Origin of the sequence: Arthrobacter horti (genome assembly GCF_030731045.1) — a bacterium.
Taxonomy (GTDB): domain Bacteria; phylum Actinomycetota; class Actinomycetes; order Actinomycetales; family Micrococcaceae; genus Arthrobacter_E; species Arthrobacter_E nanjingensis.
Map to the genome: position 1 here is coordinate 14666 of NZ_JAVALS010000015.1, position 20715 is coordinate 35380.

Annotated in this window: 22 protein-coding genes; 12 read left to right on the top strand and 10 right to left on the bottom strand. The window is 69.8% G+C overall.

Features of this window, described 5'->3' with window-relative positions; translation table 11 throughout:
* Positions 1-82: 82 nt before the first annotated feature.
* The gene (locus Q9R02_RS14845; protein ID WP_305997485.1) at positions 83-1492 is read right to left on the bottom strand and encodes an aminotransferase-like domain-containing protein; all 1410 of its coding nucleotides are present in this window, start codon (positions 1490-1492) and stop codon (positions 83-85) included.
* Between the two features lie 37 nt (positions 1493-1529).
* On the opposite strand from Q9R02_RS14845, the gene Q9R02_RS14850 reads away from it, so the two are divergent.
* Positions 1530-2504 carry a DMT family transporter gene (locus Q9R02_RS14850; protein ID WP_305997486.1) on the top strand — a complete coding sequence of 325 codons (975 nt, stop codon included), beginning with the start codon at positions 1530-1532 and terminating at the stop codon, positions 2502-2504.
* Between the two features lie 245 nt (positions 2505-2749).
* Here Q9R02_RS14850 and Q9R02_RS14855 read toward each other — a convergent pair whose 3' ends face one another.
* A complete protein-coding gene (locus Q9R02_RS14855; protein WP_305997487.1) occupies positions 2750-3217 on the bottom strand; it encodes an SRPBCC domain-containing protein in 468 nt (155 codons plus the stop codon).
* A 166-nt stretch (positions 3218-3383) separates the two neighbouring features.
* On the opposite strand from Q9R02_RS14855, the gene Q9R02_RS14860 reads away from it, so the two are divergent.
* Positions 3384-3887 carry a GNAT family N-acetyltransferase gene (locus Q9R02_RS14860; RefSeq protein ID WP_305997488.1) on the top strand — a complete coding sequence of 168 codons (504 nt, stop codon included), beginning with the start codon at positions 3384-3386 and terminating at the stop codon, positions 3885-3887.
* 98 nt (positions 3888-3985) lie between these two features.
* Here the strand turns inward: Q9R02_RS14860 and Q9R02_RS14865 are convergent, their stop codons facing one another.
* Positions 3986-4909: an aminodeoxychorismate lyase gene (locus Q9R02_RS14865; protein WP_305997489.1), complete on the bottom strand. Its 924-nt coding sequence runs from the start codon at positions 4907-4909 to the stop codon at positions 3986-3988.
* A 145-nt stretch (positions 4910-5054) separates the two neighbouring features.
* On the opposite strand from Q9R02_RS14865, the gene cls reads away from it, so the two are divergent.
* Positions 5055-6521 (top strand): cardiolipin synthase, encoded by a 1467-nt coding sequence (cls, locus tag Q9R02_RS14870; protein WP_305997490.1) that lies wholly within the window; start codon positions 5055-5057, stop codon positions 6519-6521.
* Between the two features lie 10 nt (positions 6522-6531).
* Here the strand turns inward: cls and Q9R02_RS14875 are convergent, their stop codons facing one another.
* Entirely contained in the window at positions 6532-7365 is an 834-nt protein-coding gene (locus tag Q9R02_RS14875; protein ID WP_305997491.1) for a helix-turn-helix transcriptional regulator, read from the bottom strand.
* A 259-nt stretch (positions 7366-7624) separates the two neighbouring features.
* Between Q9R02_RS14875 and ilvD the strand changes: the two genes are divergently transcribed.
* The gene (ilvD, locus tag Q9R02_RS14880; RefSeq protein WP_305997492.1) at positions 7625-9511 is read left to right on the top strand and encodes a dihydroxy-acid dehydratase; all 1887 of its coding nucleotides are present in this window, start codon (positions 7625-7627) and stop codon (positions 9509-9511) included.
* A 69-nt stretch (positions 9512-9580) separates the two neighbouring features.
* Here the strand turns inward: ilvD and pabB are convergent, their stop codons facing one another.
* The 3 genes from pabB to Q9R02_RS14895 form a co-directional block, all read right to left on the bottom strand.
* Positions 9581-11701, bottom strand: a complete 2121-nt coding sequence (gene pabB, locus Q9R02_RS14885) for an aminodeoxychorismate synthase component I (protein WP_425279267.1) — start codon at positions 11699-11701, stop codon at positions 9581-9583.
* Positions 11617-12204: a low molecular weight protein-tyrosine-phosphatase gene (locus Q9R02_RS14890; RefSeq protein ID WP_305997494.1), complete on the bottom strand. Its 588-nt coding sequence runs from the start codon at positions 12202-12204 to the stop codon at positions 11617-11619. The genes pabB and Q9R02_RS14890 overlap by 85 nt, the downstream gene beginning before the upstream one ends.
* Before the next feature lie 86 nt (positions 12205-12290).
* Positions 12291-12866 (bottom strand): isochorismatase family protein, encoded by a 576-nt coding sequence (locus tag Q9R02_RS14895; RefSeq protein WP_305997495.1) that lies wholly within the window; start codon positions 12864-12866, stop codon positions 12291-12293.
* A 208-nt stretch (positions 12867-13074) separates the two neighbouring features.
* On the opposite strand from Q9R02_RS14895, the gene Q9R02_RS14900 reads away from it, so the two are divergent.
* On the top strand, positions 13075-13206 hold the full coding sequence (locus tag Q9R02_RS14900; RefSeq protein WP_305997496.1) for a hypothetical protein: 132 nt from the start codon (positions 13075-13077) through the stop codon (positions 13204-13206).
* Positions 13207-13227: 21 nt separating this feature from the next.
* Here the strand turns inward: Q9R02_RS14900 and Q9R02_RS14905 are convergent, their stop codons facing one another.
* Positions 13228-13851, bottom strand: a complete 624-nt coding sequence (locus Q9R02_RS14905) for a LysE family transporter (RefSeq protein WP_305997497.1) — start codon at positions 13849-13851, stop codon at positions 13228-13230.
* 44 nt (positions 13852-13895) lie between these two features.
* On the opposite strand from Q9R02_RS14905, the gene Q9R02_RS14910 reads away from it, so the two are divergent.
* A complete protein-coding gene (locus Q9R02_RS14910; RefSeq protein ID WP_305997498.1) occupies positions 13896-15083 on the top strand; it encodes a hypothetical protein in 1188 nt (395 codons plus the stop codon).
* Positions 15084-15220: 137 nt separating this feature from the next.
* Positions 15221-15532 carry a YciI family protein gene (locus Q9R02_RS14915; RefSeq protein ID WP_305997499.1) on the top strand — a complete coding sequence of 104 codons (312 nt, stop codon included), beginning with the start codon at positions 15221-15223 and terminating at the stop codon, positions 15530-15532.
* Between the two features lie 58 nt (positions 15533-15590).
* On the opposite strand, the gene Q9R02_RS14920 is transcribed toward Q9R02_RS14915, so the two are convergent.
* Positions 15591-16406, bottom strand: coding sequence for a class I SAM-dependent methyltransferase (locus tag Q9R02_RS14920; RefSeq protein ID WP_305997500.1), 816 nt, complete (start codon positions 16404-16406; stop codon positions 15591-15593).
* Positions 16407-16559: 153 nt separating this feature from the next.
* Here Q9R02_RS14920 and Q9R02_RS14925 point away from each other — a divergent pair, with 153 nt between their 5' ends.
* From Q9R02_RS14925 to Q9R02_RS14935, 3 genes are read left to right on the top strand one after another with little or no spacing between them, the layout of a single operon-like run.
* Positions 16560-16862, top strand: a complete 303-nt coding sequence (locus tag Q9R02_RS14925; protein WP_305997501.1) for a DUF4193 domain-containing protein — start codon at positions 16560-16562, stop codon at positions 16860-16862.
* Positions 16863-16916: 54 nt separating this feature from the next.
* Entirely contained in the window at positions 16917-17603 is a 687-nt protein-coding gene (locus tag Q9R02_RS14930; protein ID WP_305997502.1) for an ABC transporter ATP-binding protein, read from the top strand.
* The gene (locus Q9R02_RS14935) at positions 17600-18871 is read left to right on the top strand and encodes a hypothetical protein (RefSeq protein WP_305997503.1); all 1272 of its coding nucleotides are present in this window, start codon (positions 17600-17602) and stop codon (positions 18869-18871) included. Before Q9R02_RS14930 ends, Q9R02_RS14935 begins: the two co-directional genes overlap by 4 nt.
* A gap of 88 nt (positions 18872-18959) precedes the next feature.
* Here the strand turns inward: Q9R02_RS14935 and Q9R02_RS14940 are convergent, their stop codons facing one another.
* Positions 18960-19544, bottom strand: a complete 585-nt coding sequence (locus Q9R02_RS14940; RefSeq protein ID WP_305997504.1) for an NADPH-dependent FMN reductase — start codon at positions 19542-19544, stop codon at positions 18960-18962.
* Positions 19545-19717: 173 nt separating this feature from the next.
* Between Q9R02_RS14940 and Q9R02_RS14945 the strand changes: the two genes are divergently transcribed.
* Both Q9R02_RS14945 and Q9R02_RS14950 read left to right on the top strand, forming a co-directional pair.
* A complete protein-coding gene (locus Q9R02_RS14945) occupies positions 19718-20194 on the top strand; it encodes a VOC family protein (RefSeq protein WP_305997505.1) in 477 nt (158 codons plus the stop codon).
* A 3-nt stretch (positions 20195-20197) separates the two neighbouring features.
* Positions 20198-20686 carry a VOC family protein gene (locus tag Q9R02_RS14950; RefSeq protein WP_305997506.1) on the top strand — a complete coding sequence of 163 codons (489 nt, stop codon included), beginning with the start codon at positions 20198-20200 and terminating at the stop codon, positions 20684-20686.
* The last annotated feature ends 29 nt before the right edge of the window (positions 20687-20715 follow it).

Below are 20715 nucleotides of genomic sequence, written 5' to 3' on the forward strand. Positions count from 1 at the left end.
GTGGTTTGAACCCACTGTTTCAGCGGAAACCCACTGTTTCGCGGGGCTGTGCGGGGTTGCCCGGGCCTTGCGGGCGGTGCGCTCAGGCCTGGTCCCGCAGCGCCTCCGCCAGGAGCCCGACCCCCTCCGGGAAACGCTCCGGCGCCGGGCCGGAGAAGTTCAGCCGCAGGTACGCGCCCGACGGCTCAGCCGGGAACCAGCCCGTCCCGTCCGCCACGAGCACGCCCCGCACCGCGGCGTCGCGCACCAGACGAGGGACGTCCGTGCCGTCCGGCAGCCGCACCCACAGATTCAGCCCGCCGCGCGGCACATGCTCCACATAGGCCTCCGGCAGGCGCTCGGCCAGCGAGGCCAGGAGCAGATCCCGCCGCTCCGCCAGTTGCCCCCGCACCCCGGAGAGGTGCCGTGCGAACGCAGGCTGGGTCACGACGTCGAGCGCGGCTGCCTGCAGGACGCCGCTGACGTACATCGTTTCGGCTGCGCGGTCGGCCAGGATGCGCTGCAGGGCCGGGCCGCGGGCCACGAGAGCCGCCACGCGGAGCGACGGCGAGACGCTCTTGGTCAGCGAGCGGATGTAGACCACGTGGCCGGCGTCGTCCTGGGCGGCCAGCGGCCGGGGCCGCGTCTCGATGCCGAAGTCGTGGGCCCAGTCGTCCTCAATGAGGAAGGCGCCCTGTTCACGCACGACGCCGAGGATCGCCTCCGCGTGGCCGGCATCCCACTGAGCACCGGTGGGGTTGGCGTAGTGCGGCTGGGCGTAGAACGCGCGGGCGCCGCTCTCCTGGAAGGCGCGCTCCAGGTCCTCTGGGTCCGGGCCATCGGGGCCGGAGGCGACGGGAACCAGGCGGACGCCCGCCTGCGCGGCCGCGAGCAGCGCGCCCCAGTACGTGGGCGACTCGATCAGGAGCGGCCGGCCCGTCCCCACGAGCGCGCGGAAGATCGAACTGAGACCGCTCTGGCTCCCGGGGAGGACCAGCACGTCGCGCGCCGACGGTGGAGTGAGCCCAGGGGCGGTGACGGCCGCGAGTTCGCCGGCGAACCAGGCGCGCAGCTCCGGCAGGCCCTCGGCGGGGGACCACGCGAGTGCGGCCTCGGTGCGGGCGGCGCGGGCCAGCGCGGTGCGCACCAGGCGTTCCGGGAGAAGGCCGACGGCGGGGTAGCCGCTGTGCAGGCCGATCGTCTCCGGGGTGGGGAGGTGCAGGCTGACCGGCGGGAGACCGAGGGCGCCGTGCGGGGTGCGGAGGGCGAGCGTCTGCCAGCCGAAGTCCTGGGGCTTCGAGGTGCGGGGCCGGCGGACGAAGGTGCCCACCCCGGGGCGGCTCTCCACCAGGCCCAGGGCGCCGAGCTGCCGGAGCGCCTTCTGAACCGTGACGGGGCCGGCGTTGAAGCGGGCCACGAGTTCGCGGCTGGAGGGCAGCTGAGCCCCGTCCGGCGCGGTCGCGATCCAGCTCCGCAGTGCCGCGACGATTCGCCCAGTGCTATCGTTGTTCATGAAGATACATAGTAGCGCTACTGCGAAAATTCCCCTGGTGCTATCCACCGATTCGCCGGCCCGGACCGCTCTCGGCCCCACACCGCATCAGCCCGACGCACTCGATCCGAGCCCGCGCAATCACGTCCCGCACAATCACTTCCCGCGCAGCGCCGCCGCGGGCCTCTGGTGGGGGCTGCTCGGCGTCGTCGCCTTCTCCCTCACCGTGCCGCTCACCCGGGTGGCAGTGGCCGGATTGCCGCCGCTGTTCGTCGGAGCCGGGCGGGCCGCCGTCGCGGGGTTCCTGGCGCTCGCGGTGCTCCTGGTGACCCGCCAGCCGCTGCCCACCCGCCACCAGTGGTGGCGGCTGGCCGTGGTGGCGCTGGGCATCGTGGTGGGCTTCCCATTCCTTTCCACCCTGGCACTCCAGACGGCGCCGGCCAGTCACGGGGCCGTGGTGGGTGCGGTGCTGCCGGCCGTCACCGCGGTCCTGGCCGTGCTCCGTGGCAGGGAACGTCCCCGTCTGCGGTTCTGGCTCTTTTCCGCAGCGGGCGCCCTGGCCGTGCTGCTGTTCGCTTCGCTCCGGAACGGTGGTCTGGAGGGGCTCCAGGCCGCGGACTGGCTCCTGTTCGGCGCCATCGCCGCCGCAGCCGTGGGCTATGCCGAGGGCGGGCTGCTCTCCCGGGAACTCGGCTCGTGGCAGACGGTGTCCTGGGCGCTGGTCCTCTCTCTGCCGGTCATGGTTCTGCTGAGCGGGTACTCGGTGGCGACGGAGCCATTCCACGCCGACGCCGCCCAATGGGGATCATTCACCTACCTGGCCGTGGTGAGCATGTACCTGGGCTACTTCGCCTGGTACCGCGGCCTGGCGATCGGGCCCATGACCTCCGTGAGTCAGGTGCAGCTGGTCCAGCCGGTGCTGTCGATCGTCTGGGCGGCGCTGCTGCTGGGAGAGGCGATCACCTGGCCCACGCTCCTGGGCGGGCTGACCGTGGTGCTGTGTGCGGGCTTCGCGGTGCGCAGCCGGAGATGACGGGTGGAGGCGACGGACGGGACCGCCCCCGACCCGGCCGGCTCTCGCTGAAACAGTGGGTTTCCGCTGAAACAGTGGTCTAAACCCACTGTCTCAGCGGAAACCCACTGTTTCGGCAGGACCGCAGCGCCGAGCCGCAGAGCCGCAGGACCGCCGAGCCGCAGAGCCGCAGGACCGCCGAGCCGCAGAGCCGCAGGACCGCAGCGCCGCCGGAGGGACAATCGGCCGACGCCTCAGCGACTGAACTACGGCGCCACCTCGGCGAGGAGCGCTGTGAGGCGGGCCAGGCCGCCGTCGTCGTCCGACCCGCCCACCTCCTCCCGCGCGGCGGGGGTGGTGAACATGGCGATCGCCTCGAGGCGGCATCCGCCGCCGGGAAGCTCCAGGAAGTCGAGCACCTCCAGCACGGGGCCGTGCGAATCGGCCTCCGCCTCCACGGTCTGCACGATCCGCCAGGGGTCGGACAGCTCGTGGAAGGCGCCGTAGAAGCTCCAGTCCTCGCCATCGGCGCCCACCGAGTAACTCCACGAACCGCCGGTACGCGCGTCCCAGCGGCGGAAGCGCAGCTCCACGCCCTCCGGCACCAGCCAGCGCGCCAGCCAGAGGGGGTCGGTGTGCGCGCGGAAGACGGTTTCCACGGGTGCGTCGAACTCCCAGACGCGGTTGATGCCGCGCAGGCCCTGCCACTCCTCGAGCTGCCGGATGCTGTCCACGCGGCTCCCCTCCCACTCCACGGTCGTGTTCTCCAGGCAGTCTGCTGGGCGGCGTCACGCGAGGTCAACGACGCGCGTCACGGGGCGGCACATGCCGTCACCGGACTTCACGGGAGGTCATCCGGCCGCCGCGGCGGGGTGGTTGACTGGAGGCATGATCCGCGCCATGACTCCCGAGGATTTCCCCGCCGTCCAGGCCCTGGAGCTGGCCGCGGGACAGCTCTTCCGGCAGGTGGGCATGGCATCGATCGCGGACGACGAGGCCTTCTCCGACGCGGAGCTGGCGGGCTTCGTCGCGGCCGCTCAGGCCTGGGTCCTGACCCTTTCAACGGAAACCGACGACGGCGCCGTGGCCGCCTACGCGGTCGGCGAGACGCTGGACGGGGCTGCGCACCTGGAGCAGCTGAGCGTGCACCCTCAGCACGCGCGGCAGGGTCTCGGAGCGCGGCTGCTGGAGTTCTTCCGTGCGACGGCGAGGGAGCGGGGCGAGTCCCGGGTGACCCTCACGACCTTCCGTGACGTTCCCTGGAACGCCCCGTACTACGCGAGGCTGGGCTTCGCCGAGCTGCCGGAGGCCGCGTGGGGCCCTGAGCTGAGGGCCAAGGTCGCGGGTGAGGCGGCGCACGGCCTGGACCGCTGGCCGCGCGTGGTCATGGCGGCGGAGATCTGAGCTTCGGCCCCGCCTCACCTACGCGAAGCGCCAGTTAATCGCAGTCCGGGGCGCTGCGACTGCGACTAAATGACCGCTCGCGGAAGGGGAACGGGGCCTTATTCGATCCCGAGGAACAACGTGTTCAGCTCGGCTGTGAGCTCCGCGGCGACGGCCGGGTCGGAGCCGATGACCTTGCCGTCGATGTGCTTGACCGGTGCGATCAGCCGGATCGAGGAGATCAGCCACACGGCGTCGGCATCGAACAGGTCCTCCGGCTCCAGCGGTCCGTAGCCCAGCTCCCAGCCGGCCGCCTTGGCCGCGGCGAACAGCGCACCCTGGGAGGTTCCCGGGAGGATGCCGGCGTCCAGCAGAGGGGTGACGAGGCGTTTGGTGACAGTGCCGTCGTCGTTCACGTCCCGGTGCGCCAGCAGCACGGTGGACGTCGGGCCCTCCAGGACGCGGCCGTCCGCAGAGGTGAAGATGACGTCGTCCGCGCCGATGCTGTGCGCGTGCCGCAGGGCGGCCATGTTGACGGCGTAGGAGAGCGTCTTGGCACCCAGCAGCAGCCACGGGGCGCGGTCGGCCAGATCGCTGTCGTAGCCACGGTCCAGGAGTACGACGTCGACGCCCTCCACGCGCTGTTTCTTCCCCAGGGCGGGGGCCGGGCTGGCCTGGACCCATTCAGTGGGCGCGCCGGCACCTTCCACCCCGCGGCTGACCAGGAGCTTCACCACGAACTCGTCGATGCCGGGGTGGGTCTCCAGGTAGAGGTCCACGGCCGTGGAGATGGCCGCTCGCCAGGCGTCCGGGGCGCTGAGCGCCAGGTCCAGGGCCTTCGCCGAGCCGGCCAGGCGGGCCAGGTGGGCGGGCAGTTTCCTCAGCTTCCCGTTGAGCACCAGAAGGGATTCGAAGACGCCGTCGCCGCGCGTCGCCCCCAGATCCGTGGCCATCAGCTGCGGCACGGACGCGTCCGCCACGCGCCCGTCCGGGTGGGCGGGATCGAGGAAAACGAGCACGGTGCTGGCAGGCGCTGAGGTCATGGAATCAAGGGTACTGACCCGCGGCGGGGAACGAGGCGCGGGCCTGTGCATGTGGACAACGGGAGAAGTGTCGCACCGGCCCGCTATCCTCGGAACAACGCGCGGTGGCCCCGACCGGGAACCGGCGGACGGAACGGGGGAATGCATGCTGCCATATGCCTGGCCTCAGGACTGGACCGTGGGCTTCACCATCTGGGTGGTGGTGGACTTCGTGATCCGCGTGGTCCTGCTCGGTGTGGTGCCAGGAAACCGGCGCCCCACCACTGCCATGGCCTGGCTGCTGGCCATCTTCCTGATCCCCGACGCCGGCCTGATCCTCTTCCTGCTGTTCGGCAACTTCCGGCTCAAAGGACGGCGGGTCCGCGAACTGGAGGACGTCAACCGCCGCGTGCGCGAATCCAGCTCCCTCCTGGAAGTCGCCCCGGACGAGCTGCACCTTCCCGCCTGGCTGCGCTCCGCCGTCGAACTCAACCGCCGCCTGGGCGCCCAGCCCCTCACGGCCGGCAACCACGTGGAACTGATCCCCGGCTACGAGGATTCCATCCAGGCCATGGCGGCAGAGGTGCGGCAGGCCAAGCGCTTCGTCAACGTCGAGTTCTACATCATGGCCTACGACGCCGTGACGGAACCGCTGTTCACCGCGCTGGAGGAGGCCGCGCTCCGGGGGGTCGAGGTCCGGCTCCTGTTCGACCACATCGGCACCCTGCGGATCCCCGGATACCGCCGGCTGCTGCGCCGGCTCAAGGCCTCCCACATCCGCTGGCAGCGCATGCTCCCCGTGATGCCGCTGGCCGGCCAATGGCGCCGCCCGGACCTGCGCAATCACCGGAAGATCCTGGTGGTCGACGGCGAAGTGGCGTTCACCGGATCCCAGAACCTCACCGAACCGTCCTACAACAAGTCCAAGAACCGCAAGGCAGGGCGCCGCTGGGTGGAACTCATGGCCCGGGTGGAGGGGCCGGTGGTGGCGAGCCTGAACGTGGTGTTCGCCACGGACTGGCTGAGCGAGACGGACGAGTCGCTGGAGCCGCAGATCCACCTGCCCGCCCCCGTGCACGGCGCCGTCCCCGCCCAGGTGGTCCCGAGCGGCCCCGGGTTCGCCCAGGAAAACAATCTGCGGCTTTTCAACGCCCTGATCTACTCGGCCCAGGAGCGGGTCTCCATCTGCAGCCCGTACTTCGTCCCGGACGACTCGCTCCTGTACGCGATCACCACGGCTGTGCAGCGCGGGGTCCAGGTGGAGCTGTTCGTCTCCGAACAGGGCGACCAGTTCCTGGTGCACCACGCCCAGCGGTCCTACTACCAGGCGCTGCTGGAGGCCGGGGTGCGGATCTTCCTCTACAAGGCGCCGGCCGTGCTGCACGCCAAGCACTTCACCGTTGATGACGAGGTGGCCGTCCTGGGCTCCAGCAATATGGACATGCGGTCCTTCTCGCTGAACTTCGAGGTGTCCCTCATGATGGTGGGCCCGGAGATCGTGCGGGACCTGCGCGTGGTTCAGGACCAGTACCGGGGGACGTCCCGGGAGCTCGGCCTGGAGGAGTGGCAGGAGCGGTCCGTGCTGTCCAAGTATGTGGACAACGTCTGCCGGCTGTCGGCGACGTTGCAGTAGCTGGAACCGGTCAGCGGGAGCCGAGACCGCCGTCGTCGTCCGCTGGATTGTCAGCGCCCGACGCCGGCGTGTATACGATCAGCTTCAGCGCTGGGGCGTCGGCGAGGCTCAGCTGGTGGTGCTCATAGGTGACCGTGCGGCCGTCCGGGTGGTTGAACGCGCGGGTGCGCGGGGTGAAGCCGCGGATGCCATAGGCCTCCCATTGGGCCCGGAAGTCCGGGCTCGACTGCATCAGCTCCGCCACCAGGCTGGCCTTCCGGGCGTCCTGGATCCGGGAGCCCGTCTCGGCGCGGAATTCGGCCAGGAACTGGGCGCTGGTCTGTTCCCAGTCGGGCAGCAGGGCTCGGACGGCGGGGTCGGTGAATACGAGTTTCAGGAGGTTCCGCTCCGGGCCGGTGACCTCCAGGACGCGCGGGAACAGATCGCTGTAGGCCCGGTTCCAGGCCACGATGTCCCAGTTCCCTTCCAGCGCCAGAGCAGGGTTGGGCCCGATCGCGTCCAGGAGCCGCTGGACGTGTGCGGTGGTCTCTGCGGTGCCGGGCCCGGGAGCGGGTGCGGCGTATCCGAAGGGCGTGAGCAGATAGCGCTGCTCGGCCGGGTCAAGGCGGAGGACGGTGGCCAGGCTGGTCAGCACCTCGCGGGACGGGTTGACCTTCCGGCCCTGTTCCAGCCAGGTGTACCAGGTCACGGAGATGGCGGAGAGGAACGCGACCTCCTCCCGCCGCAGCCCCACGTCCTTGCCCCGGCCGGCTTGCGGCAGGCCGTAGTCACCGCGCACCGCCTGACGACGACGCGCGGCCAGGAAGTTCCCCAGCTCCTTGCGCCAGGCTTCGGGGTCGTTCATGGTGGGGGCCTTTCGTCGTGGGTGGCGGTTGCGTGGGCCAAGGACTCCGCCGAGACAGTGGGTTTCCGCTGAAACAGTGGTTTAAACCCACTGTTTCAGCGGAAACCCACTGTCTCAGCAGGGCGAGGACGACGTGCTCAGCAGAGTCAGGCCGCGGTGGCTCACCGAGCCGGTCATCACAGAGGATCAATCCTAGTACTCCCACTACCAGTATTGACACCGTCTTGGTGTCACGGTATCCGCGCGAAAGACTGACAGCATGCCCGCATACCGTTCTCGCACTGTCACCCACGGCCGCAACATGGCTGGAGCCCGCGCACTGCTGCGTGCGTCCGGCGTCGCCAATTCCGACATCGGCAAGCCGATCATCGCCGTCGCGAACTCCTTCACCGAGTTCGTCCCCGGCCACACGCACCTCGCCCCCGTGGGCCGGATCGTCTCCGACGCGATCCTTGCCGCCGGCGCCGTGCCGCGCGAGTTCAACACGATCGCCGTGGATGACGGCATCGCCATGGGCCACGGCGGCATGCTTTACTCGCTGCCGTCCCGCGACCTGATCGCCGACTCGGTGGAGTACATGGCCAACGCGCACTGCGCCGACGCCCTGGTCTGCATCTCCAACTGCGACAAGATCACCCCCGGCATGCTCATGGCCGCCCTGCGCCTGAACATCCCCACCGTGTTCGTCTCCGGCGGCCCCATGGAGGCCGGCCGCGTGACCCTCACGGACGGCTCGGTGCGCTCGCTGGACCTGGTCAACGCGATCGCGGACGCCGTGGACGAGTCCATCTCGGATGCGGACATCAACCTCATCGAAGAGAACGCCTGCCCCACCTGCGGCTCCTGCTCCGGCATGTTCACGGCCAACTCCATGAACTGCCTGACCGAGGCCATCGGCCTCTCCCTGCCGGGCAACGGCTCCGTGCTGGCCACGCACACCGCCCGCAAGGCGCTCTACGAGAAGGCCGGCGCCACGGTGGTGGACCTGGTCAAGCGCTACTACGACGGCGATGACGCCTCCGTCCTGCCCCGCTCCATCGCCACGGCCAAGGCCTTCGACAACGCCATGGCCCTGGACATCTCCATGGGCGGCTCCACCAACACGATCCTGCACCTGCTGGCCGCGGCCCAGGAGGCCGGCGTGGACTACGGCCTGGCCGAGATGGACGCCAAGTCCCGCCAGGTGCCCTGCCTGGCCAAGGTGGCCCCGAACGTGGCCAAGGACAAGACCTACTACATGGAGGACGTGCACCGCGCCGGCGGCATCCCCGCCCTGCTCGGCGAGCTGAACCGCGGCGGCCTGCTCCACCAGGACGTGCACTCGGTGCACTCGGAGGACCTCAACGGCTGGCTGGACGACTGGGACATCCGCGGTGGCAAGGCCACCCAGGAGGCCCAGGACCTGTGGCACGCGGCCCCCGGCGGCGTCCGCTCCTCCACCGCCTTCTCCCAGTCGAACGTGTGGACCTCCCTGGACACGGATTCCGAGGGCGGCTGCATCCGCTCCGTGGAGCACGCCTACTCCAAGGACGGCGGCCTGGCCGTGCTGCACGGCAACGTCGCGTTGGACGGCGCCGTGGTGAAGACCGCCGGCGTGGACGAGTCCATCTGGACCTTCGAAGGCCCGGCCGTGGTGTGCGAATCCCAGGATGAGGCCGTGGAGAAGATCTTGAACAAGACCGTCAAGGAGGGCGACGTGGTGGTCATCCGCTACGAGGGCCCCAAGGGCGGCCCGGGCATGCAGGAGATGCTCTACCCGACCTCCTTCCTCAAGGGCCGCGGCCTGGGCAAGAAGTGCGCCCTGATCACGGACGGCCGCTTCTCCGGCGGCACCTCCGGCCTGTCCATCGGCCACATCTCGCCGGAGGCCGCGTCCGGTGGCGCGATCGCCCTGGTGGAGGACGGCGACCTCATCCGCATCGACATCCCCACCCGCTCCCTGGAGCTGCTGGTGGACCAGGACGTGCTGGACGCCCGCCGCGAGCGGATCGAGGCCACCACGGGCTACCACCCGGTGGGCCGTGAGCGCGAGGTCTCCGCGGCGCTGCGCGCCTACGCGGCCATGGCGACCTCTGCGGACAAGGGTGCCGTGCGCGACGTCGACGCCCTCTACCGCCTGACCTCGCCGCAGCCGGTGGCCCAGTAGGCCTTTGAAGCACGACGCCGGAGCGTCACCTCCCGCAGGTGACGCTCCGGCGTCGTCGTTTAAGCGGGCTCAGGCGCCCGGATACTCCGCACCCAGCGTGCTGAGCACGCCGAACGCCTTGGTGCGGATCTCCTGATATTCGTCCTCGGGGTCCGAGTCCGCCGTGATTGCCCCGCCGACGCCCAGGCTGAGCACCGTGTCCTCGCCGGACCCGGCGGCCACAAGGGTGCGGATCACCACGGAGAGGTCCACGGATCCGTCCAGTGAGAAGTAGCCGACGGCGCCCGAGTAGACCCCGCGCGGCCCGTCTTCCAGCCCGTCCAGGATGTCCATGGTGCTGATCTTGGGCGCGCCGGTCATGGAGCCCGCCGGGAACGCCGCGGCGATGGCCTCCACCCGGGAAGCCCCGGGCGCGAGCTGTGCCCCGATGCTGCTGACCATCTGGTGCACCGTGGCGTAGCTTTCGATGGCCAGGAGGCGCGGGACCGTGACGCTGCCGGGCACGGAGAAGTGGCTGAGGTCGTTGCGGAGCAGGTCCACGATCATGACGTTCTCCGCGCGGTCCTTCAGGCTCGTGGCCAGGTCCACCTTGAGCGCGGCGTCCTCGGTGGGGTCCGGGGAACGGCGCCGGGTGCCCTTGATCGGCTCGGCGAGCATGTCCCCGGATGCGCCGATGGACAGGAACCGTTCCGGGGAGGTGCTGGCCACCGTGACGGCCCCGAAACGCAGGAAGCTCGCGAACGGCGCGGGGTTGCGGCGGCGCAGGGCCCGGTAGGCCTCCCAGGGGTCGAAGCCGGGGGCGGGTGCGCTCAGGGTGGTGGTCAGGCAGACCTCGTAGCTGTTGCCCTCGCGGATCTGGTCCTGGCTGGCGACGACCTTCTCCAGGTAGGACCGGTGCGAGTCGCGGGCGGTGAAAGCCGGAGCGGCCAGTCCCGGTGCCGGCCCTGCGGGTGCCTGCCGGGCGGCTTCCAGGGCATGTCTGACCGTGGCGGTCCAGCCGTCGTCGTCGCCCGGGAGTACGAGGCTGAGGGCCCACGCGGTTCCGCGCTCATGGTCCAGGACCACGGCCCGGTCGGCGAACAGCAGCGCCGCGTCGGGGACAGCGGCGGCGGAGGTGTCCACATCGGAGCCGCCCGTCTCCCGCTTGAGCTCATACCCCAGCCAGCCCAGCCAACCGAGGCGGAACGGGCAGTCATAGCCGTCCGGCGCGGGCGTCGTCGTGGGTGTCCAGGCGGTGCCGAGCCAGCGGAAGAAGGGCAGGTCAAAGCGCGCGACGGCGGCGTCGCGGCTCAGCTCGGTGGTGCCCGCACGGTGGGTGGCGGCGAGGCCCAGGGCCGGTCCGCCGGCCAGGATGCTGAAGCGGTTGCGAGTGGAACCCGGCCGTCCGGCGTCGGACGAGTCCAGCCAGACGGCTCGCTCCAGGCTGCCGAAGAGGGAGTGGAAGAGCCGTTCCGGGTCCACGCCGTCCAGCGGTCCCGCAGCTTCGATGGTCACGGGGCGGGAGGCCAGCCAGGCGTGTTCGGGGGCCAGCGCGGTGGCAGCCGCCGGGTGGTGACAGAGGAGATCCAGGACCTGGCTCACGGCGGTGCCGTCCGCCTGATTGCGGACCAGGATGTCTGCCCGTTCCGGAACCGGATCGTCGGCCAGCCAGCCGGTCTCCTGGCCGGCCCAGGTGTCCCAGAACGGGATGTAGGTTTCGCCATCGCGGTCCAGAGCGCGGGCCTTGCGCTCGGGTTCCTCGGCTTCGACCCAGATGGTCACGTCCAGGAGGTCCCGGGCCGCCTCGGAGCAGGCGCCGACGCCCTCGATGACCACCACGTCCGCCACGGGAGTGGTCTTGCGGGGGCCGTCATCATCGGCGGACCAGTCCCAGGTGGTCCATTCGGCGTCGTGGGCTGTGGACAGTGGGGTGAGGACGGTGTCCACATAGCGGCGGATGCCGGCCTCGAGCCCGTCCCATCCAGGATAGATGTCTTCGATGTGGAACAGGGAGACGCTGCGATGTGCGCGCAGCCGCGCGCTGAGTTCGACGGCCAGGGTGGTCTTGCCGGCGCCGGAGCGTCCATCGATGCCGATGAGCAGCGGCGCCTTCTTCGGGGACGTGGTCACTCGGGCTGGGCCTCGTGCGCCACCGAGGCACGGATGAAGGCCACCAGAGGTTCCAGCGTGGAGGAGATCATGTCGCCGCATTCCACGAAGTCCGCACGGTCCCCGTACCAGGGGTCGTAGATGCCCTGTTCTTCGGGGTCTTTCCCGGCCAGGGCCGGATCGAAGGAGCGGAACATCCGCACCTTGGCGCGGGAGCGCTCGTCCGGGGCCCAGCGGATCAGTGCGCGGTAGTGGTTCACGTCCATGGCCAGGATGAGGTCCCGCCCCTGGAACCAGGCGTTGTCCCAGGCGCGCGCCACGTGGCCGGCCGGGTCCACGCCGAGCTCCCGCAGCTGCGAGGCCGCGCGGCTGTCCATGGGGCGGCCAGCCTCCTCGTCGCTGATCCCGGCGGAATCGACGACGACGGTGCGGCGGACGGACTCGGCTGCGCCTTCGCCCGCATGGCCCTCGCCCGCGTGGCCCCACTCCTCCGGATGCCGCCGCGTGTCCTCCTGGAGGGCGTGGCGCAGGAGGTATTCGGCCATGGGTGAGCGGCAGATGTTGCCGGTGCACACCGTCACGACCCGGAAAGGAGTTTCAGCCATGATTCAACGGTAGCGGGTGGCGGGCCGCCCCGGGGGTGGTGACTCCGTTCCGACCAGCCCGTCTCCCCGTGCGGGCGGCGCAGCGGTCAGCCTCGGGCGGCCAGGGCGGCCAGGACATCCTGCGTGGTGGTGCTCTCGCCCAGGCGGGGGAAGACGTTCGCCACGGCGTAGTCATGGGCTGAGGGTGTCAGGTCGGTCATCGCGTCCACGGTGAGGACCACGTTGTAACCGAGGTCGTGGGCGTTGCGGGCGGTGGACTCGACCCCCACGCTCGTCGCGATACCCGTCAGGACGATCTGGGTCACTCCACGCTCGCGCAGGACCGCGTCGAGCTCCGTGGTGGCGAAGGCGCCCACGCTGTGCTTGGTGAGCAGCACATCGTCGTCGGAGGTGTTCAGACCGTCCACCAGGGCGAAGTAGTCTGCGGGGACCTCTGCGGGCATGCGGCGTGCGGCGTCGGTGCGGCCCACGGGCGCTCCGGCCACATTGACCAGGACCACCGGCAGGCCCCGGGTGCGGAAGGCATCCGCGAGCTTCCGGGAGTTCCCGACGACGGCGTCGACCACCGTGGTGTCCTCACCGGCTCGGAGGCGGCCGACAATGCCGTTCTGCAGATCGATGACCACTAGGGCGGAGTGGGTGTCGATGGCGGAGAGGGTCATGATCCGGTCCTTCCAGGAAACGAACGGGTGGGTGGCCGGTCACCCTGAAGCGCGTGAGGGGGGCCGTGTCCGACTGTACTGCCGTCTCCTGTGGAGGGTCTGAGGATGCCGTGTACGGGGCGATGGCCGGGCGCCGTCCGGAGGTCTAGGCTGGGGAGTGAGACCCCGCGCAACGGGGCGCGGGGTCCCCTCGAGGAGAGGAGCCGTCATGCCGGGAATCCAGCCCGGAGACGAGGACCGCGTGCACAGCGAGGCCCCCGCCGAGGGAGAAGAAGTGGACGAGCCGGACGTCATCCGGGCGCACTCCGAAGATCCAGCGGAGGGGCCGGACGAGGACTGAGGGTGCTGCGAACGGCCTGCGTCAGTGCAGGATCGCCAGCCCGCCGCCGAGCAGGACGAACAGCACGCCGAAGCAGCGGTTCAGGATCCGCTGACCCTTGGCTGAGCGGGTGAAGTTGCGCACCGACTTGGCGGCCAGGGCGAAGAAGAACCACATCACGGTGATGTCGATGACCACCACGGTCACGGCCACCACGGAATACTGCGCCACGAGCGGCTGATCGGGGCGGATGAACTGCGGCAGGAACGCCAGGAAGAACACGATCGCCTTGGGGTTCAGCAGATTCACCCACATGCCGCGCCGGAACATGCTCCACCCCGGCTCGCCGGCCAGGGTGGCCTGCGCTGTGGCATCCTCCACCGGGCGGGACATGAACTGCCGGATGCCCAGGAACACCAGGTACGCCGCGCCGGCGTAGCGGATCACATTGAACAGGATGGGGGAGTGGGACACCAGCACGCCCAGGCCCAGGGCCACGATGATCACGTGGACCACCAGGGCCGCCTGCTGACCCATGATCCCCCAGATCGACCGGCGGAAACCGACGTTCAGGGCGTTGCTCATGGTGTTCACCGCGCCGGCGCCGGGAGTCAGACTGATGAGAAGGGCGGCGGTCGCCAGAGCGAGCCAGAGTGAGAGATCCACTTGTCAAGCGTAGGGGAGAATCCGGGACTGGGCAGAATAGAGGCATGTCACTGCCTGCACTGAGGAATACCACCATGGGAACGGCTCCGCAGCGGAGCGCGGAGGAACGCTCGCTGCAGGCCGCCGGCGGCGCCCTGGCGGTGGGGTTCGTGGTCGGGTTCATCGTCTTCTTCGGCACCCGGCGGCCCCTCTCCGGCGAGGACTCCATCGGTGCCGCCGCCGGGGCGGTCAGCGCCCTGATCTCCCTGGCCGCCTTCGGTTTCGTCGCCTGGCGCCACGTCCTGACCCGGCTCAAGGACCGGACCCGCCTTCGCTGGCTCTACGTGCTCGACGTCGTCGCTCTCGCCTTGGCGCACGCGGCGCTGAGCTATATGGGCGCCGTGGCGCTCTTCGCCATCTTCCAGCAGGCGTTCATCGGGCTGACGCTGGACGCCTTCGCGGCCGCACTGCTCATGGCCATGGCCACCGGCCTGACCGCGTACCTGACCTCCGCGAACGTCCAGAGCCTCACCACGGAGCGCGTCGCCACCTTGATGGCCGTGTTCCTCACCCTCGGTGTCCTGGACGCCATGATGAACACCAGTCAGTCCGATTGGTGGCACTCCAACATCAGCGCGCTCGGCACCGCGCATTCCGGGACCGCGTCCACCTTCAACATCACGCTGGTGGTGGCCGGGGCACTCATCGTGGCGCTGGCCCACTTCATCCTGGCGGACCTGGAGCACTATTCCACCACCGACGCCGGGGCGGTCGCCTTCGCCGAGATCCAGACCCTCCGCCAGAAGGCCGGCCAGAGGTGGTTGCAGTTCCTCGGTGCGCGACGCTGGGCGGAGCGGGTGCCTCAGGACCGCTACGTCCACCCCCGGCTCCGCCCTGTGTACGGCTGCCTGGTGCTCATGGGTGCCGGCCTGGCCCTGGCGGGGTTCATCCCGGTGGACGAATCCGAGCTGCTGCACAACACCGGCGCCACGGGCATGGTGCTGGCCTGGGCGGTGCTGGTGGTCTCATTGCCGTGGTGGATCCCGGGTCTGGGCTTCACCTTCCACGTCACCAGCGCGGTGTTCGTGGCCGGTGTCACCCTCTCGGCCCTTCTGTACCTGCCGCTGCACTACTACAACCTCACCGCCATGGAACTGATCGCCTTCGCCATGATCATGACCTGGCTCATCCTGTTCATCCGCCAGGTGGCCAGCGTGCCGGAGCCCCGCGGCACGGCCGCTGCCCAGGTCTGAGAAAGTTCACTGAATTCCCTGTTCAGAACCATTGTCGGCCGACCTGGACGGCGCCTACGATCCGTAGTGAACCGCACTGCGTGAGGCGGGTCCGGCAGCATTCCGTTGCCGTCTTTCACCAACGAAAGTGAGAAGACATGGCGAAGTTCCTGGTCCTGTACAAGGCCGACACCACCGCCGCCGATCAGATGGCGCAGGGCTCCCCGGAGGAGCAGGCCGCCGGAATGCAGGCGTGGATGGACTGGGCCGCGAAGGCGGGCGACGCCATCGTCGACCTCGGTTCGCCGCTGTCCCCCGCGTCCGCCGACGCCGATGCCTCCGTGGGCGGGTTCTCCATCCTCCAGGCCGAGAGCGCCGACGCCCTGCAGGGCGTCCTGGAGGGCCACCCGCACACCGCCATGGGCGGCACCATCGTGGTCCACGAGTTCCTCACCATGCCGGGGATGTGACCTCCCCGCGCGAACACGGAGGCCGGCGTCGTACATTGCGACGCCGGCCTCCACGTTTTCAGGCGCGCAGCAGCACCTCACCGTTGGGCATCACGAGCCAGCCGTCGGAGGTTTCGCCCCAGCGATGCCAGCCGGCGGCGATCCGCTCCAGAGAGGTCTGTGAGGCGTAGCCGTAGGACAGGGCCTGCTCGCCCAAGGAGGAGTGGACCACCCGCTCCGCCCACACCCGGGCCAGCCAGCGGCGCTGCTGCGCCGTCGCGTAGGTCCAGTTGCTGCTGCTCGGCGCCACGTCCGTGAAGCCCGCCTCCTGCGCCCATGCCACCAGGTGCCGGCCGCCGTCCGGTTCGGCCTGATTGTGCCGGGCGACGCTCTGGTACATGGTCATCCACTCGTCCAGCTCCGGAACAGGCGGGTACCAGAAGATACCGTGGAAGTCGGCGTCGCGGGCCGCCACGATCCCACCGGGCTTCGTCACGCGCCGCATCTCCCGCAGGGCGGCCACGGGGTCCGTGAGGTGCTGCAGGACCTGGTGGGCGTGGACCACGTCGAAACTGTCGTCCGGGAGGTCCAGGGCGTAGATGTCGCCGGAGATGAACGCGGTGTTCTCCACGCCGCGGGAGCGGGCCAGCTCGGCCGCGTGCTCCACCACCTCCGGTGAGCGGTCCAGCCCGGTGACCACGGCGGGGGCCACCAGCTCCGCGAAGTCGCACGTGATGCTGCCCGGCCCGCAACCGACGTCGAGCACTGAGACACCGGGTGTCAGATGCTCCAGAAGGTACCCCGCGCACTCCCGTGCGGTGCGGCTGGCGTGGGCCCTGACCACCGATTCGTGATGCCCGTGCGTGTAGACGTCGTCGCGCTCCTGCTCGCTCATGCAGTCACGGTACTCCCGCACGTCAGGGGCCGGAAGTGACTGTCCACTCTGAGGATTCCCGGATCCGATTGGCCAAGTGGTGCCGCGTGCCCTATGATGCATTGCCGTAGCGTCCCCTTGGGCGTTTCCGAGGCGAGGAGAGGCAGGCCACACATGGCAACCGACTACGATGCAGTGCGATCTGATGTTGCGGAAATCCAGAACGAGTCCCTTGAGGCCCTGAAATCCGTCAATGCCGGGGATGCCCGCAGCGTGGTGCGTGAGCTCGACGAGGCGGACACGTCGGACGGCGTCGACGTCCCCGATGTCGACCTGAGCAATGAGGAACTGACCGTCGTGGTCATCCCGGAGCGCGCGGACGAATTCACCTGCGCCTCCTGCTTCCTGGTCCGGCACCGTTCGCAGATCGCCCGAGAGAAGAACGGGCTCGTGTACTGCGTGGAGTGCGAAGGCTGATTTCTCAGCGCCCGTGCCGGTCTCCGGCACGGGCGCTGTTTCTTTAAGCACGGAATGCGCGACGACGGCGGGGCGGCGATGAATGACGGTGCGGGATTGCTGGTGCGGGCGTCCGTCGTGGGCGTGCAGATCGGTGAGCGCTGGCTGGTACGCCCCGCGAGCTTCCAGGTGGGAGCGGGTGGGGCGATGGCCCTCACAGGGCCGAACGGTTCCGGCAAGACCACACTGCTGAGGGTGGTGCTGGGCCGGCAGGTGCATTCCACCGGGACGCTGCAGCGTGGCGCCGAACTCGACGGCGGGGCGCACGGCGTCGCGGCGATGACCGGTCCGCCGCCGTTCTACGCCCGGCTCACCGTGGAGGAACACCTCGAGGCCGTGGAGGCGTCCTGGGAGAACACCGGTGGCCTGGCGCTTCCGTTCCAGGACATCCTGGATGTCCTGGATCTGCACCGTCTGATGGATCAGTTCCCGGATGAGCTGTCCTCCGGCGAGAGGCAGGGCATCGGCCTGGCGATGGCCCTGGCCCGACCCGCGGCGCTCCTGCTCCTGGACGAACCGGAGCAGCGCCTGGACACGCGGCGCCGTGAGGCTGTCGCCGAGCTGATCCGGCACCGGCTGGAGCAGGGAACAGGCGTCCTGATGGCCACCCACGACTCCCACCTTCCGGCCCTGCTGGGTGCCGACGTCCTGAGGCTCCGCCGCCAGGACGAGCAGGACGGTCCCGAAGGTGACGGCTCGTGACCCTCGCCGAGGTCCGTGCCTTGTTCCGGGGTTCCGGCCCGCAGGAGCGCTGGTACCCCTGGTATCTGGCCGCTCTCGTGGTGGGTCTGGTCCTGGCGCCCGGGTACTGGTCACTGGCCACGGTGCTGGCGCCGGTCATGTCCCCGGCGGGCGCCGGGACGGCGACGGTTGTGTCGGCAGGAATCGCGGTGGTCCTGGTGCTCGCCGCGGCGTTCAGCCCGGCGTACCTGGGCCCGGTCTGGACGTCGGCGGAGGAGATCCACTACCTGGTGGGGCCGTTCGGGATCCGTCCGGTCCTGGGCGTCCGGACCCGCCTGCTGCAGGTCCTGACCGGGGTGGTCTGCCTGGGGCTCGTGATGCTGCCGGTCCTGGCCTGGTGGCAGGGTGCCGGTCGGCCCGCGGGAGGGGCCGAGCCGTTCCTGGCCGGTGCCGGGCTGGGCCTTGCCGGCGCTGTCGGGGCGGCGATGGCGGCCGGAGGTAAGCAGTCCCGGCGACCGGTGGAGGGCGGGCCGCGCGGCCTGGACGTCCCGCGGCTGGAGGAACTCACCACGGCCCGGGACACGGCCCTGGCCGGGGTGCTGATCGGCGACGGGCGAGCGCTCGCGGGGGCGGTTCCCCGCCGGCGGGCGCGCCGTCCGGGGTCCACGATGCCCAGAGGACTTCTGGCCCGGTCCTGGGCCATCGACCTTCGGTACGCACAGCAGGACCCGTGGCGGATCGCGGGGAGCCTGCTCCTGGTGGTGCTCGCATCGCTGGCGATGGGACGGTGGGGGAGCGACGCCGGCACGCTCGCGGCAGTCTTGCTGACCACCCAGCTGGCCATGACGCGGGTGAGCGGCGCCCTGGGTGACGTGGCGGACACCCTGGGGTACGACGTCGTCGTGCCGCAAAGTGCCGCGGCCCGGCTGCTGGCTCATCTGCTGTTCCCCGTGGCGGCGGTGGTGCCGCTCGCGGTGATTCCGGCGCTGATCCTGGGACCGGCGACGGCCGGCGGCGCGCTCGGCATGGTGGTCTGCGCGGTGCTGCTGCGTATGGCGACGCTCGGCGTGGCCGGGCTGCCCGCTCAGCTGCTGACGCCGGTGTCCACGCCGATGGGCGACACGACGGCGATGTTCATGGTCCTGTGGTTGCTCCGCCCCGTGATCCCGGTGGCGTGGGTGCTGTGGGCGGGGCTGTCGTTCCCGCTGGAGCGTGTGACCGGGGTGCTCCTGGCCTGCCTGGCGGTGCTGGCGCTGCTGAGGCTGTTCGCGCTCTCCCGGCGGGTCTGACCTTCATCGACTGCTCCACAGGACGCCGTTTTCCGCCGATTTTGAGCGATTTTGGCGTCCTGCGGAGCAATCGATGGAAAAAGAAACCTCAGCCGCGGCGTTCGGCCTGGCCGTCGTTGACCGCCGTGGTGACCCGGCTGACGAAGACGGCGAAGGCGTCCAGCCAGCTGCGCAGGAAGTCCGCGGTGCCCTGATTGCTGACGTTGCCGTCGTCGTCGATAAGCCCTGGGGTGAAGTGGATGTATGCCTCAGGGCTGGACAGCTCCGGCGAGTTCACGAAGGACAGGATGCTGCGCAGGTGCTGCTGGGCCACGGCGGTGGAGATGTTGCCCGGCGACGTGCCGGTGACGGCTGACGGTTTCTTGGCGAAGGAGTTGGTGCCCCAGGGGCGGGAACCCCAGTCGATGGCGTTCTTGAGGGCGCCGGGGAGTGAACGGTTGAACTCCGGGGTCACGAAGATGACGGCGTCGGAAGCCTCGAGTGCGGCCTTGAATTCCCGGGCCACGGGAGGGAAGGTCTGGTCGTAGTCCTGGCTGTAGAGCGGCAGGTCCCGGATGGGGATCTCCTCCAGCACGAGGTCTTCCGGTGCCAGCTTCTGCAGGGCCATGGCGAGTTTCCGGTTGATGGACGTGGAGGAGAGCGAGCCGATCAGCACGCCGACTTTGTACGGCATTTCGTGTCCTTTCCGAATGGAATCCCAGAGCGAGTGCCCTCTCGCCACGTTATGCCCCGGGGCCGTGTGCGTCCAGAGGTCCGCGCGGGGTGGTTGAGAGTGTCAGACCTCGGTCCTACGCTGGAAATTGCCGGGCCGTTCCGTGCCCGCCAGAACCCGTGAGAGGACACCGCATGTCCAGCATCACCAATTGCCTGTGGTTTGACGGTCAGGCCGAAGCAGCCGCCGATTTCTATGTCTCCGTGTTCCCCGATTCCTCCATCTCCGCCGTCTCCCGCTATGGCGACGGCGCCCCGTACCCACCGGGAACCGCCCTGACCGTGGAGTTCCAGCTCAACGGCACCCCCTACCAGGGCTTGAACGGCGGCCCGCAGTTCACCTTCAATGAAGCGGTCTCCTTCTCGATCAGCTGCGCCGACCAGGCCGAGGTGGACTACTACTGGGACAAACTCACGGCCGACGGCGGCCAGGAGGGCCAGTGCGGCTGGCTCAAGGACCGCTTCGGAGTCTCCTGGCAGGTGGTCCCGCAGGCTCTCGGCAGCATCATGAGCGGCGACGACGCCGCGGGCGTGGGGCGTGCCATGCAGGCCTTCATGGGGATGAGGAAGTTCGACATCGCGGCGCTGGAAGCCGCCTACCGGGGGGAATGAGCCATGCCCGCCCTGAAGAACTGCGTCTGGCTGAACGGCCAGGCCGAGGACGCGGCGGACTTCTACGTTTCCGTCTTCCCCAACTCCGAGCGGGGCGTCACCACCAGGTATCTGGAGGGTTCGCCGTTCCCGTCGCCCTTCCAGCCCGGGGACGTGCTGACCGCCGACTTCACCCTGGACGGTGTCCCCTTCCAGACCCTCAACGGCGGCCCCATGTTCAGCCCCAGTGAAGGGGTGTCCTTCTCGATCAGCTGCGCCGACCAGGCCGAGGTGGACTATTACTGGGACGCGCTCACGGCCGACGGCGGGCAGGAACAGCCCTGCGGCTGGCTCAAGGACAAGTTCGGCGTCTCCTGGCAGGTGGTCCCCATGGTGGTGGACGAGATGACGGGGTCCCAGGACCAGGCCGCCGCACTGCGCGCCATGCAGGCGCTCATGACCATGACACGGATCGACATCGCCGCCATGGAGGCCGCCTTCCGCGGGGCCTGATTCCGGCCGCCGCCGGCCGTCTGGCTAGG